This window comes from Pseudomonas sp. NPDC098740 (assembly GCF_044760065.1).
Lineage (GTDB): Bacteria > Pseudomonadota > Gammaproteobacteria > Pseudomonadales > Pseudomonadaceae > Aquipseudomonas > Aquipseudomonas rossensis.
In genome coordinates, this window is the sequence record NZ_JBIWAM010000007.1 from 264,516 (window position 1) to 279,789 (window position 15,274).

At 59.9% G+C, this 15,274-nt stretch carries 12 protein-coding genes; 7 read left to right on the forward strand and 5 right to left on the reverse strand.

Going from position 1 to position 15,274, the window contains the following annotated elements; all coding sequences use genetic code 11:
- Positions 1-3 precede the first annotated feature (3 nt).
- Genes rsmA through ACIQU2_RS11910 form a run of 4 tightly spaced genes read right to left on the reverse strand, consistent with a single transcriptional unit; the run spans position 4 to position 5,903 of the window.
- A complete protein-coding gene (gene rsmA, locus ACIQU2_RS11895; RefSeq protein ID WP_347803160.1) occupies positions 4-822 on the reverse strand; it encodes a 16S rRNA (adenine(1518)-N(6)/adenine(1519)-N(6))-dimethyltransferase RsmA in 819 nt (272 codons plus the stop codon).
- Complete coding sequence (gene pdxA / locus ACIQU2_RS11900) at positions 819-1,808, reverse strand: 4-hydroxythreonine-4-phosphate dehydrogenase PdxA (protein ID WP_403140746.1); 990 nt, start codon at positions 1,806-1,808, stop codon at positions 819-821. Before pdxA ends, rsmA begins: the two co-directional genes overlap by 4 nt.
- Entirely contained in the window at positions 1,805-3,121 is a 1,317-nt protein-coding gene (surA, locus tag ACIQU2_RS11905; RefSeq protein WP_403140747.1) for a peptidylprolyl isomerase SurA, read from the reverse strand. The genes pdxA and surA overlap by 4 nt, the downstream gene beginning before the upstream one ends.
- Positions 3,102-5,903, reverse strand: coding sequence for an LPS-assembly protein LptD (locus tag ACIQU2_RS11910; protein WP_403140748.1), 2,802 nt, complete (start codon positions 5,901-5,903; stop codon positions 3,102-3,104). The genes surA and ACIQU2_RS11910 overlap by 20 nt, the downstream gene beginning before the upstream one ends.
- A gap of 130 nt (positions 5,904-6,033) precedes the next feature.
- Here ACIQU2_RS11910 and ACIQU2_RS11915 point away from each other — a divergent pair, with 130 nt between their 5' ends.
- Genes ACIQU2_RS11915 through ACIQU2_RS11925 form a run of 3 tightly spaced genes read left to right on the forward strand, consistent with a single transcriptional unit; the run spans position 6,034 to position 8,490 of the window.
- Complete coding sequence (locus ACIQU2_RS11915) at positions 6,034-7,053, forward strand: aminoglycoside phosphotransferase family protein (protein WP_403140751.1); 1,020 nt, start codon at positions 6,034-6,036, stop codon at positions 7,051-7,053.
- On the forward strand, positions 7,050-7,721 hold the full coding sequence (gene murU / locus ACIQU2_RS11920; RefSeq protein ID WP_403140754.1) for an N-acetylmuramate alpha-1-phosphate uridylyltransferase MurU: 672 nt from the start codon (positions 7,050-7,052) through the stop codon (positions 7,719-7,721). The genes ACIQU2_RS11915 and murU overlap by 4 nt, the downstream gene beginning before the upstream one ends.
- Position 7,722: 1 nt before the next feature.
- Positions 7,723-8,490 (forward strand): TerB family tellurite resistance protein, encoded by a 768-nt coding sequence (locus ACIQU2_RS11925; RefSeq protein WP_347803154.1) that lies wholly within the window; start codon positions 7,723-7,725, stop codon positions 8,488-8,490.
- Between the two features lie 100 nt (positions 8,491-8,590).
- On the opposite strand, the gene ACIQU2_RS11930 is transcribed toward ACIQU2_RS11925, so the two are convergent.
- Entirely contained in the window at positions 8,591-9,580 is a 990-nt protein-coding gene (locus tag ACIQU2_RS11930) for an alpha/beta hydrolase family protein (RefSeq protein WP_403140757.1), read from the reverse strand.
- A gap of 73 nt (positions 9,581-9,653) precedes the next feature.
- Between ACIQU2_RS11930 and ACIQU2_RS11935 the strand changes: the two genes are divergently transcribed.
- The 4 genes from ACIQU2_RS11935 (at position 9,654) to ACIQU2_RS11950 (ending at position 15,242) form a co-directional block, all read left to right on the forward strand.
- A complete protein-coding gene (locus tag ACIQU2_RS11935) occupies positions 9,654-12,053 on the forward strand; it encodes a PAS domain S-box protein (RefSeq protein ID WP_403140760.1) in 2,400 nt (799 codons plus the stop codon).
- Positions 12,054-12,683, forward strand: a complete 630-nt coding sequence (locus tag ACIQU2_RS11940) for a response regulator transcription factor (protein WP_003210977.1) — start codon at positions 12,054-12,056, stop codon at positions 12,681-12,683. It begins immediately after the preceding gene.
- A gap of 339 nt (positions 12,684-13,022) precedes the next feature.
- The gene (locus ACIQU2_RS11945; RefSeq protein WP_403140762.1) at positions 13,023-14,147 is read left to right on the forward strand and encodes an ABC transporter ATP-binding protein; all 1,125 of its coding nucleotides are present in this window, start codon (positions 13,023-13,025) and stop codon (positions 14,145-14,147) included.
- A 51-nt stretch (positions 14,148-14,198) separates the two neighbouring features.
- Positions 14,199-15,242, forward strand: a complete 1,044-nt coding sequence (locus ACIQU2_RS11950) for an ABC transporter substrate-binding protein (RefSeq protein WP_347804980.1) — start codon at positions 14,199-14,201, stop codon at positions 15,240-15,242.
- The last annotated feature ends 32 nt before the right edge of the window (positions 15,243-15,274 follow it).

Genomic DNA, 15,274 nt, shown 5'->3' on the forward strand with positions numbered 1-15,274 from the left:
CTGTCAGTCGGCGTCGGGCTTCTGTAGGACTTGTTCGCTGAGCTTGTCGGCCAGGCGCACGAAGGCGGCCAGGTCGAGTTGTTCGGGGCGCAGGCTGCCATCAACGCCGGCGGCTTCGATTTCAGCGTTGCTCAGCAGCAGCTTGAGGGTGTTGCGCAGGGTCTTGCGGCGCTGGTTGAAAGCTTCGCGAACGACGCGCTCCAACAGCTTGTGATCTTTTGCCGGGTGCGGAAGTACCGCGTGAGGCACCAGGCGCACGATCGCCGAATCGACTTTGGGCGGCGGATTGAACGCGCCCGGGCCAACGTTGAACAGATGTTCAACCCGGCAGTGATACTGAACCATGATCGACAAGCGACCCCAGTCACCGCCACCAGGGCCTGCTGCCAGGCGCTCGACCACTTCCTTTTGCAGCATGAAATGCATGTCGCGAATCAGGCTGGCGTTATGCAGAAGGTGAAAAATCAGCGGCGTAGAGATGTTGTACGGCAGGTTGCCGACCACCCGCAGGCTGTTCGGCGCGGCGTTCAGGCTGGTGAAGTCGAACTTCAGCGCGTCGCCCTGATGCAGGTTGAAATTGCTCTTGCCGGCGAACTGCTGGTTAAGGATCGGGATCAGATCCTTGTCCAGTTCCACCACGTCCAACTGGGCGCCGCTGTTCAGCAGGCCTTGAGTCAGCGCACCCTGGCCAGGGCCGATTTCCAGTAGACGGTCTTCGGGCTTGGCGTGGATGGCGCGCAGGATGCGGTCGATAACGCCGGCATCGTGCAGGAAGTTCTGGCCGAAGCGCTTGCGCGCACGGTGTTGGTAATGCTCGGTCATAAACGGGTCTCGGCCATCTGGTAGGCGGTTTCCAGGGCGACTTGCAGGCTGCCGGTATCGATTTTGCCGCTGCCGGCCAGGTCCAGGGCAGTGCCGTGGTCGACCGATGTGCGGATGATCGGCAAGCCGAGGGTCACGTTGACTGCCGCACCGAAGCCTTTGTACTTCAGCACAGGCAGGCCCTGGTCGTGGTACATCGCCAGCACTGCATCACAGTGCTCCAGATACTTGGGGGTAAACAGAGTGTCGGCGGGCAGGGGGCCACGAAGGTCCATTCCTTCGCCGCGCAGGCGCTCTAATGTAGGTTCGATAATGTCGATTTCTTCATGGCCCAGGTGTCCGCCTTCGCCAGCATGGGGGTTGAGCCCACACACGAGGATGCGTGGCTGGGCAATGCCGAATTTTTCTTGTAGATCGGCGTGCAGAATTCGCGTGACCCGTTCCAGACGCTCCGGCGTGATCGCATCGGCAATCTCGCGAAGAGGCAGGTGAGTGGTGACCAGCGCCACGCGCAATCCGCGAGTAGCGAGCATCATCACCACTTGTGCGGTATGGGTCAGGTCGGCGAGAAACTCTGTGTGCCCGGAAAAGGCGATCCCGGATTCATTGATCACGCCCTTGTGCACAGGGGCTGTGATCATGCCGGCAAAATGCCCGTCCAGGCAGCCTTGGCCAGCTCGAGTCAGGGTTTCGAGAACGAAAGCCGCGTTGGCCTTGTCCAGTTGCCCGGCAGTGACCTTGGCGTTGAGCGGTGTATCCCAGACATACAGGCTGTTGGCTGGCGCGGGTACATCCGGCCAGCTGCCCGGGTTTACCGGCAGCAAATCGACAACCACACCCAGCTGCACGGCCCGCTCAAGGAGCAGGTCGCGGTTGGTAATGGCAATCAGGGGATGTGGCTGGGCTTGCGAGGCGAGCAGCAGGCACAGGTCAGGACCTATGCCGGCCGGTTCGCCGGGTGTCAGCGCGAAACGTTTGGGTTTCACTGCGCTGCCTGGTCTGCACCAGGGAGTTTGATCTCTACGTACGCTTCGTCACGGATCTGACGCAGCCAGGTTTGCAGCTCTTCGTCATATTTGCGGTTACGCAATACGGTCATTGCTTGCTGCTCGCGGGCCTGGGTGGTGCTGTCAGTGGCACGACGGCCAAGGACTTCCAGAACATGCCAGCCATATTGGGTCTGGAACGGCTTGGACAGCTGACCTTGTGGGGTCTTGGCCATCACTTCGCGGAACTCGGGAACCAGTGCATTCGGGTCGATCCAGTTCAGGTCGCCACCGTTGAGGGCGGAACCCGGATCTTCCGAGAAGCTTTTCGCCAGTTCGCCGAAATCTTCGCCCGCTTCGATTCGGGTGTAGAGGGACTCAGCGAGGGCTTTGGTTTTTGCTTCGTCGCGGATCGGACTCGGTTTGACCAGGATATGACGCACGTGCACTTCATCGCGTGTCTGGGTCTCACCGCCACGCTTGTCGAGGATCTTCAGGATGATGAAGCCGCCCGGTGTGCGCATCGGTTGAGTGATGTCGCCGACAGTCATGGTGCTAAGCATGCGATCGAACGGAGGTGGCAGTTGACCGGCTTTACGCCAGCCCATGTCGCCACCTTCCAGTGCGGTTTCGCTGGCGGATTTGGCGATTGCCAACTGACCGAAGTCAGCGCCTTGCTTGAGCTGCTGGTAAACCGCGTCGGCTTGTTTGGCGGCATTCTGAATGGCGTCGGAGTTAGCGCTTTCCGGCGTAGGAATCAGGATGTTGGCCAAGCGGAACTCTTCGGACAACTGCATTTTGCCAAGGTCGGAAGCGAGGAAGTTCTTCACTTCCTGTTCGGAAACCTGGATGCGCTCGGCCACACGACGCTGACGCACACGGCTGATGACCATCTCGCGACGAATCTGGTCGCGGGCGTCTTCATAAGACAGACCATCGCGAGTCAGGGCGGTGCGGAATTGATCCACAGACATGTTGTTGCGCTGGGCAATGGTGCCGACAGCCTGGTTCAGCTCTTCATCGGTAATGCGGATGCCGGAACGTTCGCCGATCTGCAGTTGCAGGTTTTCGACGATCAGGCGCTCAAGCACCTGCTGGTCCAGCACGCCGGCCGGCGGCACGGCTGAACCGCGCTTGGCGATGGTTTGCTGAACTTCATGGACGCGTTGGTCCAGTTGGCTCTGCATGACCACGTCGTTGTCGACAATGGCCACCACTTTATCGATGGACTGTACCGCGGCGTTCGCCGCGGTACCCAGGAACAGCGCGCCCAGCATCAGCGGGCGCAGACAATCAGAAAGCTTGGTCTTCACGTTCACGATAACCTTGGATGCCTTTGTCGAGGAAGCTCTCTACTTTGGCGCCGGTGAGGCCGCCGAGTCCCTTCAGAACAATTTGTAGGAAGATGCCGTGGTCGCCTTTTTCGTTTTCCGGGGCGTTCTGACTGAACTCGTCATACGAAACCCAGTAACGGTTGATCAGGCGCAGTTTCCAGCAGCAGTTGTCGTACTCGAAACCACCGAAAGCTTCCAGGGTACGGTTGCGGTTGTAGTCATACTGCCAGCGGCTGATGGCGTTCCATTGCGGCACGATCGGCCAGATCACCGAGAAGTCGTGCTGCTGAATCTTGTAGTAGTCCTTCACGTAGCCAGGAGTGCCCGGGGTGCCGTAGTCACCACCGCCCACTTGCCACTTACCGGTGTTCTGGTCGTAACGGACCTGGTCATTACGATAGCGATAGCCAGCGTTGATGACCTTGTTCGGGTTGTCTTCAGGCTGGTAGTGGAACATTGCGCTGCCCGAGCGCGGGCTGCGGCTGTCCGGGTCCCAGTTGTAATCGGCCGTGGTGCGCCAATCGCGGTTCCAGCGATATTCGTATTCCAGCGCGTATGGCGAGACATTAGCCTGCGCGTCGTCGCGGGTTTTTGCATCGATGCCCGGCAACTGAACTTCACGATCCTTGAAGTACACGGCCTGGCCAACGCTGATGCGTTGGCGTTCGAAGCCATTGTCTTCGATCCAGCGGTTGGTTATGCCCAGAGACAGTTTGTTCTCGTCGCCGACGCGGTCGGAGCCGGAGAAGCGGTTGTCACGGAACAGCGACGCGTAGTTGAAGGTGTATTCGCTGGTGTCGAATACCGGAATGTCTTCCTGGTCCGTTTCAGGTACGTACAGGTAGAACAGGCGCGGTTCGAGGGTCTGGCGATAGTTCTTGCCGAACCATTGGGTGTTGCGATCGAAGTACAGGCCGCTGTCGATGCTTGCAATCGGCACGCCACGGTTCTGGCTGCTGCTGAAGGTACCGTTGAGCTTTTGCTGCTCCGCGGTTTGCGCGTCAATCTGGCTTTTGCCGGTACCGTCTAGGTCCAGTTGGTACTGGGTGTATTGGTACTTGAGCGATGGCTTCACGAAGCCATAAGTCCAGTCCAAAGGCAGGCTGACACCCGGTTTGAGATTCAAACGGTCGCCGTTGGCACGTGCCAGGCCTTGAACGTTGTTATCAAGGCGCGGTTCAGCGGTGCCATCTTCGTTTACGAACTCACCGTCCTTCAAGTCACGGTCAAACCGTACGACTTCTGTCTCGTAGTCGAAGTTCAGTCCGCCAGGGTGAGTCGGCAACTGACCGTTGAAAGTGATCTGCGGCAAGCGATCGTACGGAGTAATCTCCGAAACGGTCGCGAGCTGATAAGCCTGTGCATTCAAGCGAGCGGTGTAGCTGTCGCCACGATAGGTGACAGAACCCTGCTGATTCACGAAGTCAGCGCTTTTTACCCCGATCTGATCTGTTTCCAGATCCTGGAAGTAATACGGATCGCTGATCTTGGTGTAATCGACTTGTGTCAGAACGCGCGAGTCGAGACCGCCCTTGTGCTGCCAGTTATACATGTAGCGGTTTTTCTGGTAGTCGGTCTGCTTGCTGCGATCAGTGTCTTCGTCGTTGAGGTACGCGGCGCCGAACTGACCTTCGCTGGACGGGGTCAGGTAACGGAATTCGCCTTCCATCAACAAGCCGTGCTTGCTCATGTAGCGCGGGTACAACGTGGCATCGTAGTTCGGTGCCAGGTTGAAGTAATACGGTGTGACCAGCAGGAAGCCGGTATCGGTGCCAGTGCCGATGGTCGGCGGCAGGAAACCGGACTGGCGACGGTCATCGATCGGGAAATAGATGTACGGCGTGTACAGAACCGGAATGTCCTTGACCCGCAGCGTCACGTTGGTCGCGGTACCGAAACCGGTGGCCGGGTTCAAGGTGATGTTGTTGCCCTTGAGCTGCCAGGCGTTGCTGTCCGGTTCGCACGTGGTGTACGTACCATCCTTGAGGCGGATGATCGCGTTTTCGGCACGCTTGGCGTACAGCGCATTACCGCGGATACGGGATTTATGCATCACGTATTCGGCGTTGTCGACCTTGGCTTCACCGGTGTCGAGCTGCACGTCGGCGTGGTCGCCCACGATCAGGGCGCCGTTGTCGCGAACACGGACGTTGCCACTCAGTTCGCCACGGCTCTCGGCCTGGTAGAGGTTCGCTTCGTCGGCTTCGACCTGCATGCTGCCTTGACGCATGACCACGTCACCCGCCAGGGTCGCGACCTGCTCATCCTGCTTATAACGAGAGGCTTTGGCGCCGAGAAAGGTCGGAGCGTCACTTTTATTCGTCTTGTCATTCATGCCAGGACGAATCGGTTCGATATAGGAACCAGCGCAGTAAGGACCGGTTTCGGCCAATTGCGCTGCAGTGAGCTTCTCGCGTGGAACCCAATCGAGGTGACTGTAGTCTTCGCTACGCGACTTCAGGCCACGGCCCTTGGATTCGGTCACCAGCACAGGCTTGGCGCCGGTGTCTTGACTAAAACCGCTGTCAGCCGGAGTCTCGCCGCTCGTGCTTACCGCCGCACTGCCGTCATGGACGGGGCGAGGTGGCAGCGCAGCTGCTGGAGATTTTGGCGCACAGTTCCAGGCACCCGAAGCAGAGACTGAGCAGTCATACTGTTCCGCGGCAACCACGAACGAAGTGGCTAGAGGTTGCAGGGCCAGCAGACTGCCGGTAACCAACAACGGAAATTTTTTACGAAACGCGGGGGATTTCAATGCCATCTTATTAGTCCGGGCTTCCTGCGTGCCATCTGCCCGCGGTGTGGGCCGCACGCCTCTCGATGGTCTGAAAAAGATGCTGGATAATAAAGCATGACCCGCTTGACGGCTAGCGCCGTCGGAGACCCTTGCAATGCCTGACCAAGATGTACGTTTGCAACACCTGAAAGTTTGGCTCGATGAGCAATTGGCTGCCCTCTTTGCAGAACAGGGTTGGGGTGCCGTACCCCCGGCCACGTTGATCGCGGCCAGTAGCGATGCGAGTTTTCGACGTTATTTTCGCTGGGAAGGCGAGGGCAGAAGCTTCGTCGTGATGGACGCGCCACCGCCCCAGGAAAACTGTAAACCCTTCGTGGATATCGCTTTTTTGCTGGCGAAATCCGGAATAAATGTTCCGAAAATTTATGCCGAAGACCTCGAACGTGGTTTTCTTTTGCTCAATGACCTGGGCAACAAGACTTACCTTGACGTGATCGACAGCGAAAATGCCGACGATTTGTTCAAGGATGCCCTGCAAGCGCTGCTGGCTTTTCAGCAGTTGCCGATGGTTGCACCGTTGCCAAGTTATGACGTGGCGCTGCTGCGACGCGAGCTGGAATTGTTCCCTGAGTGGTACGTGAAGCGCGAGTTGGGCATCGAGTTCGACTCGGCGCAGCAAATGCTCTGGCAGAACGTGACCGAGCTATTGATCGACAGCGCACTGGCCCAGCCTAAAGTGCTGGTGCACCGCGATTACATGCCGCGCAACCTGATGCTCAGCGAGCCAAATCCCGGCGTGCTGGATTTCCAGGACGCCGTCTATGGCCCCGTGACCTACGACGTGACCTGCCTGTTCAAGGATGCGTTCCTCAGCTGGCCCGAGGAGCGTGTGCGCGGCTGGCTGGAAGTTTACTGGCAGCAAGCGGGTGATCTCGGGATCCCGGTTCAGCCCGACTTCGAAGAGTTCCTGCGTGCCAGCGACCTGATGGGCGTGCAGCGGCACCTGAAAGTGATCGGCATCTTTGCCCGCATCTGCCACCGTGACGGAAAGCCACGCTATCTCGGCGATGTGCCACGCTTCTTTGCTTATATAGACGCCGTGATCGCCCGCCGTCCTGAACTGGCCGAGCTGGATGTGTTGCTGCTGAGTCTGCGTGCTGGAGCGAATGCATGAAGGCAATGATTCTGGCAGCAGGCAAAGGCGAGCGCATGCGCCCGCTGACCCTGACCACGCCGAAACCGCTGGTTCGCGCGGGCGGTATACCGTTGATCGAGTATCACTTGAAAGCCTTGGCGGTGGCGGGGTTTACCGAGGTGGTGATCAACCATGCCTGGCTCGGCCAACTGATCGAAAACTACCTGGGTGATGGCTCGCAATACGGCGTACGTATTCAGTACTCGCCGGAAGGTGAGCCACTGGAAACCGGAGGCGGGATTTTCCGTGCGCTGCCGTTGCTGGGTGACGAGGCCTTTATGGTGGTCAACGGTGACATCTGGACCGACTACGACTTCAGCGTGTTGCACCAACCCATCACCGGGCTGGCGCATTTGGTGTTGGCGGATAACCCGGCCCATCATCCGGCCGGCGATTTCAGCCTGATCGACGGGCAAGTACGCGACGGTCAGCCAGATACTGCAACCCTGACCTACAGCGGCATCGCGGTCCTGCACCCGCAGCTGTTCGACGGTTGCTCTGCCGGGGCGTTCAAGCTTGCACCGCTGCTGCGCAAGGCCATGGCCGATGGACACGTCACCGGCGAGCACTTGAATGGACATTGGGTGGATGTTGGCACTCACGAACGTCTGGCTGAAGTCGAAACCCTGTTAGAAGCGAGACGCTGACATGTTGTGGCCAGGGACTCTGATTGGAGCCGGAGCGGGCTTTTACATCGCCAGCATTCCGGGGGCCATGCTTGGCGCCTTGTTGGGGCAGGTGCTGGACCGGCACTTGCACTTGCAGAGCTGGGCGCACTTGCGAGAAAAGCTCGGTGGCCGCTCGGTGCTGCGCAACGATGAACTGCTGTTTGTGTTGTTGGGGCGGCTGGCCAAGTGCGATGGACGGGTGGTGGAAGGCCACATCCAGCAGGCCCGTCAGGAAATGCGTTCGCTGGAAATGACCGAGTCGGCCCAGCGTCGGGCCATTGCCGCGTTCAATCGTGGCAAGTCGGGAGATGACCGGTTGCGCGGTTATTTGCGCCGCTTGAGCGCTCAGCCCCATGCGGCCGAAGGCGTCTTGCGCGCCTGTTGGCGGATGATTTGGGCTGATGGCCGCGCCGGTAGCGCTGAGCGAGAGCTGATCAGACAGTGGGGTAAATGGCTGGGCTGGACGTCACGACAGGTGCAGGCGCTGTCGGCCGATTACGAGCAGCACAAGTTTGCACAGGCCAGCAGCGCGCTGACCTATCAAGATGCTCTGCGGCTTTTGGGCGTTTCGGCGACCAGCGAGCCGGCGCAAATCAAGCGTGCTTATCGACGCCTGCTGAGTCGCCATCACCCGGACAAGATCGCCGGCAGCGGTGCGACGGCGCTGCAGGTGCGTGAAGCCACAGACAAGACTCGCGAACTGCATAGCGCCTACACATTGATTCGCGAGCGGCGGGATTTTCGGTAGCGGCCCGGAAGATCAAAAGATCGCAGCCTGCGGCAGCTCCTACACCGGGTTATGCGTACACCTGTAGGAGCTGCCGCAGGCTGCGATCTTTTGCTTTTGCTTAATTCGCGTTCTGCGGACTCAACCAGCCCCGCACCCGACGGAACAGCTGCTCTTGCTCAGCCTTGGAATTACCCGGCAAAGCCTTGAGCGAGACCTGACTGAACCCCGAAGTCTTCAAACGTTTGCTGGCTTGCAAGCGTTCCAGCGCCAGGTTGCGATCCAGCGGCTTGTCCATATAGAAGATGTCTGCGGTGGGCAGCTTCAGGCTCGGTGTCAGTTCGGCCAGCTCTGGTTTGGCTTTCGCCGGCATCTGAGCGGCGACCATCACAAACTTCTCCACTTGCGAGGGCTGCTTTTCGCTCAGGTAGCGCGCGGCCCAGTAAGCGCCAGTGCCATGCCCCAGAACGACAATGCTGCGAGCGCGTTGCTGTTCGGCGTAGGCGATGGCGGCGTCGATGCGGGCGAAGATTCGTTCGGCGTCGGCTTTGGCCTGTTCCTCGGTGGTTTCGGCGATCGCCTTGTCCGCCACCTCCGCTTCACCGCCCGCCGCTTGTTCGATGGGCGCGGCGGTGGTCGAGTCTTTGCTGCCGGTGTCAGGGGCTTTGGGTGTGGGTGCCACTTCTACGATACGCGGCGCAATGGCATCGCTTTGCAGGTCCGGCAAGGTGATACTCAGGCTGCTCCATTCGGCGTCCGGCAATTTACGTCGCAATGGACCGATTGCTTGCGGCCAGTCAACGGTTTCGCCGGCGCCCGGGATGATAATCACCGCGCCTTTGGGTTCGCCGGTATTGGCCGGTTTCCACAAGGCCAGAAACGTGTCGCTGCCCGCTTGCAGTTGCTGCTGTTCCTGAGCCGGGATCTGTCGCTCAAGTGCAGACGCTTCTTCCTGACTACGCTCAAGCAGCGGCTGGCGCTCGACCGGTTTTTCTTCGGCGGGTGTTCCCGTAGTGGCAGGCGCCGGGTCGGCGGCCTCGACGGAAAAGGCACAAGGCAGGATCAGCGACAGGCACAATGCTGGCAGTGCCAGGCGGTAGACAGGGGGCATCGGATATTCCAGGCCAGAAGTTATTCCGGCAGCCTAATGGGTTGGTCAGTATTTGTCAGTGTGTGAGATTTCGATGATGCGTTTTCGCTGCCTGTGGGTTATCGGCTGTTTGTGGTTTCCCTTGATGGGCTGGGCGGCTCCCGCGCCACCGGTGCACGTCGCGCAATTGTCCGCGGGCCAGCAGCAATGGCTGGCGCAACATGGCGAATTGCGCGTAGGGCTGGTGTTGCAGGTGCCCTACGCCCAATACGATCGCCGCTTGCAGCGTTTGTCCGGGGTCAATGTCGAACTGATGAAGTGGCTGGCCAAGGCGCTCAAAGTCGAGCTGAGCTGGCGCAACTTTCCTGACCTGACGCAACTGGAAGCCGCCGCGCGCGAGGGTGAGATCGACATCGCTCCGGGGCTGACCCAAACCCCCGGTGGCCTGCGGCTCTGGCAGTTTTCCGACCCGTATATGCGGGTGCCGCAACTGGTGGTCAGCGACCAGAAAAGCACCGGCGTGGTGGAGCTGGAAAAACTCGACAGCCAGACCCGCGTCGCCGTGCGCATGCCCGGCGCCACCGCCGATTACCTGCGCAGCAATTACCCGCACCTGAACCTTCAAGGCGTACCGATCGAGCGTCAGGCACTGCAACTGTTATTGAGTCAGCAGGCCAGTTATGCCGTGGTCGACGAAGCGCAGCTGGGGCGTTTGTCCGTCGAACCTGAGTTCGCCGGGCTGGTGGTGGTCGGGGATATCGGCCTGCCGCAACTGTTGCGGGTGGCCACGCGCCGGGACTGGCCGGAACTGGCCGGCATCGTCGAAAGCGCGCTGCGGGCGATCCCGGCCAAGGACCTGGAGCAACTGCACAACCAATGGCTGCAACCCAAATACCCGAGGCTGACCGAGTCCCCGGGGTTCTGGCAAAACCTCTGCCTGCTGTTGGTGGTGTTGCTGCTCAGCAGCATGGCCATCGTGTTCTGGCAGCGTCGGCAGCAGCACAGTCTTGAGCATCGTTTGCGGGCCGCGCGCGAAGACATTGCGTTGCGTGCCGCCAGCGAAGAAGCCTTGAGCCTCACGCAGTTTTCCATCGACCAGAGCACCGTCGGTATCCTTTGGGTCAACTGGGACAGCCATGTGCGCTACGCCAATCGCGCGGCCGAAACCATGCTGGGTTATCCGGCGGGCGGGATCATTGATCGGCCGCTGATCGACTTCGAACCCGGCTTGCACATGGACCGCTGGCTGAACCTGTGGAAACGCGCCCGGGCCAGTGAGGACGGCCCGCAAAGTTTCGAAACCAATTGCGTGCGGGCGGATGGCAGCAATCTGCCGGCGGATGTTTCGCTGAGCTTTTTGCGGTTTCGTGACGGTGAATACCTGGTGGTTTACCTCAACGACGTCACCGAGCGCCGCCGTGCATTGGCCGCGTTGCAGGAAAGCGAAGCGCGCCTGCAAGGGATCGCCGCCAACGTTCCAGGACTGGTCTTTCGTCTGGAGCGGGCGCCGGTGACGGGGCAGATCGACTTTGCCTATATCAGTGAAGGCAGCGAGAGCCTGGTGGGTTACTCACCGGCCACCCTGGCGCATCGCGACAAAGGCCTGCGCAGCCTGGTGCACCCGGACGACAAGGCCAGTTATCACCAAACCCAGGACCATGCGCTGGATACCGACAGTGACTGGTCGTGGCAGGGACGGATTCTCACCCGTTCGGGCGAACAGCGCTGGGCCGAAATCAAGGCCATCACCCGCCGACTCGAAGACGGCGCCTATGTCTGGGACGGGATCGTCTGGGACATCAGCGAGAGCAAGCGCATCGAACTGGAACTGGCCAGCTCTCGCGAGCAGCTGCGTGAGTTGTCCGCACACCTGGAGAGCGTGCGGGAAGAGGAAAAAGCCCGTATCGCCCGGGAAGTTCACGACGAACTGGGTCAGATGCTCACGGTGCTGAAGCTGGAAACCTCCATGTGCGAACTGGCCTACGCCCAGCTCGACCCCGGTCTGAACGAACGCTTGAACAGCATGAAGCGACTGATCGCTCAGCTATTCCAACTGGTTCGCGATGTAGCCACGGCACTGCGGCCGCCGATTCTCGACGCCGGGATCGCCTCGGCCATCGAGTGGCAGGCTCGCCGATTCGAGGCGCGCACACAGATTCCGTGTCTGGTGCAGGTGCCGGAGAACCTGCCGGTGCTCAGTGATGCCAAGGCGATTGGCCTGTTCCGGATCCTTCAGGAAGCGCTGACCAATGTCATGCGCCATGCCCAGGCGCATACTGTCGAACTGACATTGGCGCTGGAAGGCGACGAGTTGTGTCTGACCGTCAGCGATGATGGCGTAGGATTTGTCCCCGCCACCGGTAGGTCAACCTCCTTCGGGGTGGTCGGCATGCGCGAGCGAGTGTTGATCATGGGCGGGCAGTTGTCGCTTGAGAGTGAACCGGGTGAAGGCACGACCCTGAGCGTGCGAGTGCCGCTGGATGAGGAGAAGTAAGTGATCCGTGTACTGGTAGCCGAAGACCACACCATCGTCCGCGAAGGCATCAAGCAATTGATCGGCCTGGCCAAGGATTTGCTGGTGGTAGGGGAGGCGAGTAATGGCGAGCAATTGCTCGAGACCTTGCGCCATGTTCCCTGCGAAGTGGTCTTGCTGGACATCTCCATGCCCGGGGTTAACGGGCTGGAGGCGATTCCGCGGATTCGTGCGCTGAACAATCCGCCGGCGATTCTGGTGTTGTCGATGCATGACGAAGCGCAAATGGCCGCTCGTGCGTTGAAGGTCGGCGCCGCGGGTTATGCGACCAAGGATAGCGATCCGGCACTGCTGCTGACGGCGATCCGCAAGGTCGCGGCGGGCGGGCGTTACATCGACCCGGACCTGGCCGACCGTATGGTCTTCGAAGTCGGCCTGACCGATTCGCGGCCGTTGCACTCGTTGTTGTCTGAGCGCGAATTCTCGGTGTTCGAACGCCTGGCCCAGGGCGCCAACGTCAACGACATCGCCCAGCAACTGGCCTTAAGCAGTAAAACCATCAGCACCCACAAGGCGCGGCTGATGCAGAAACTCAACATCACCTCCCTGGCGGAACTGGTGAAGTACGCGATGGAGCACAAACTCCTCTAAAGAACACCGCAGTCCCTGTGGGAGCGAGCTTGCTCGCGATGACGGCAGCACATTCAACATTTCTGTGACTGACCCGCCGCTATCGCGAGCAAGCTCGCTCCCACAGGGCCGTGGTGGCATGTCCATTTACGACATCCTGCAAAGCCGCTTTTGCCCGTTCTTGCGGCTTGCAGCTTCAAGATTGCCGCTGGCCCTATCCATCCCCGCCATCCTTGTAGGGCAATCCCTACCCCCAACCTTCCATCCGGCTGAGGCCATTCTCTCCTGCGCCCCGATTTGCGTGGTCGGCAGCGTCCACTAGGCTTAGTCCACAGCAGTCATCACAACAAAGGTGTGGGTATGAGCCAGGTCGATACAAACGCAGGGGCCAGCGATATTCTGGTCAGCTTTCGTGGAGTACAAAAAAGCTACGACGGCGAGAACCTGATCGTCAAAGACCTCAACCTGGAGATTCGCAAAGGCGAATTCCTCACCTTGCTCGGCCCGTCCGGCTCCGGCAAGACCACCAGCCTGATGATGCTCGCCGGTTTCGAAACGCCGACCGCAGGCGAAATCCAGCTGGCCGGGCGTTCCATCAACAACGTGCCGCCGCACAAACGCGACATCGGCATGGTGTTCCAGAACTACGCATTGTTCCCGCACATGACGGTGGCCGAGAACCTGGCGTTCCCGCTGACTGTGCGCGGCTTGAACAAGAGCGATGTCAGCGACAAGGTCAAAAAAGTCCTGAGCATGGTTCAGCTCGACACCTTCGCCCAGCGTTACCCGGCGCAACTGTCCGGTGGTCAGCAACAGCGTGTGGCCCTGGCCCGCGCGTTGGTGTTCGAACCGCAACTGGTGCTGATGGACGAACCCCTCGGCGCACTGGACAAACAGCTGCGTGAACACATGCAGATGGAAATCAAGCACCTGCACCAGCGCCTCGGCGTGACCGTGGTCTACGTGACCCACGACCAGGGCGAAGCCCTGACCATGTCCGATCGCGTGGCCGTGTTCCACCAGGGCGAAATCCAGCAGATCGCGCCGCCGCGCACTCTGTACGAAGAGCCGAAAAACACCTTCGTCGCCAACTTCATCGGCGAGAACAACCGCCTCAATGGCCGCTTGCACAGTCACACCGGCGACCGCTGCGTGGTTGAGTTGGGGCGCGGTGAAAAGGTTGAAGCCCTGGCGGTCAACGTCGGCAAGACCGGCGAACCGGTCACGCTGTCGATTCGCCCGGAACGCGTGAGCCTCAATGGTTCGAGCGAATCCTGCGTCAACCGCTTCTCAGGGAGGGTGGCGGAATTCATCTATCTGGGCGACCACGTCCGGGTTCGCCTGGAAGTCTGCGGCAAGACCGATTTCTTTGTGAAACAACCGATTGCCGAGCTCGATCCCGCGCTGGCCGTCGGCGACGTAGTACCGCTTGGCTGGCAGGTCGAACACGTTCGCGCGCTCGACCCACTTCTAGAGGCGCATTGATCGCCCCCCCTGCTTCAACAACACCAACCCTGCACGTGGAGAGAACAATAAATGTTGAGATCCCTGAAATTCACCGCTTTGGTCATGGGCATGATCGGTGCGGCACACGCAATGGCGGCGGGCCCGGACCTGACCGTGGTGTCCTTTGGCGGGGCGAACAAGGCAGCGCAGGTCAAAGCCTTCTATGCACCGTGGGAAGCGGCAGGCAACGGCAAGATCGTGGCAGGCGAGTACAACGGTGAGATGGCCAAGGTCAAAGCCATGGTCGACACCAAGAGCGTGTCCTGGGACCTGGTAGAAGTTGAATCGCCAGAACTGTCCCGTGGTTGCGATGAAGACATGTTCGAGCAGCTTGATCCGAAGTTGTTCGGCAAGTCCGAAGACTACGTCAAAGGCGCCATCCAGCCATGCGGCGTGGGCTTCTTCGTGTGGTCGACCGTGCTGGCCTACAACGCCGACAAACTGGCTTCCGCACCGACCGGCTGGGTGGATTTCTGGGACACCAAGAAATTCCCGGGCAAACGTGGCCTGCGCAAAGGCGCCAAGTACACCCTGGAATTCGCTCTGATGGCCGACGGCGTTGCGCCGAAAGACGTCTACAAAGTACTGGCCGGCAAGGATGGTCAGGACCGCGCGTTCAAGAAGCTTGATGAGCTGAAACCAAGCATCCAGTGGTGGGAAGCCGGCGCGCAACCGCCGCAGTACCTCGCTTCCGGCGACGTGGTCATGAGCTCGGCCTACAACGGCCGGATCGCTGCCGTGCAGAAAGAAAGCAACCTGAAAGTCGTGTGGAACGGCGGTATCTACGACTTTGACGCATGGGCCATCCCGAAAGGTCTGGATAAAGCACGCGCTGAAGCGGCGAAGAAATTCATCGCTTTCTCGGTGGCGCCGCAGCAGCAAAAGACCTACTCGGAAAACATCGCCTACGGCCCGGCCAACATTCAAGCCGTACCGTTGCTGGCCAAGGATGTCCTGAAAGACATGCCGACCACCCCGGAAAACATCGCCAACCAGGTGCAGATCGACGTCAGCTTCTGGGCTGACAACGGTGAGCAACTGGAACAGCGCTTCAATTCCTGGGCTGCGAAGTAAGCAATACCCTGTGGTTTGAACACCGCAATCCT

Coding starts and splice junctions, on each gene's coding strand:
- rsmA (WP_347803160.1), bottom strand. CDS start 822: ATGACCGAGCATTACCAACACCGTGCGCGCAAGCGCTTCGGCCAGAAC.
- ACIQU2_RS11910 (WP_403140748.1), bottom strand. CDS start 5,903: ATGGCATTGAAATCCCCCGCGTTTCGTAAAAAATTTCCGTTGTTGGTT.
- ACIQU2_RS11915 (WP_403140751.1), top strand. CDS start 6,034: ATGCCTGACCAAGATGTACGTTTGCAACACCTGAAAGTTTGGCTCGAT.
- murU (WP_403140754.1), top strand. CDS start 7,050: ATGAAGGCAATGATTCTGGCAGCAGGCAAAGGCGAGCGCATGCGCCCG.
- ACIQU2_RS11925 (WP_347803154.1), top strand. CDS start 7,723: ATGTTGTGGCCAGGGACTCTGATTGGAGCCGGAGCGGGCTTTTACATC.
- ACIQU2_RS11930 (WP_403140757.1), bottom strand. CDS start 9,580: ATGCCCCCTGTCTACCGCCTGGCACTGCCAGCATTGTGCCTGTCGCTG.
- ACIQU2_RS11935 (WP_403140760.1), top strand. CDS start 9,654: ATGATGCGTTTTCGCTGCCTGTGGGTTATCGGCTGTTTGTGGTTTCCC.
- ACIQU2_RS11945 (WP_403140762.1), top strand. CDS start 13,023: ATGAGCCAGGTCGATACAAACGCAGGGGCCAGCGATATTCTGGTCAGC.
- ACIQU2_RS11950 (WP_347804980.1), top strand. CDS start 14,199: ATGTTGAGATCCCTGAAATTCACCGCTTTGGTCATGGGCATGATCGGT.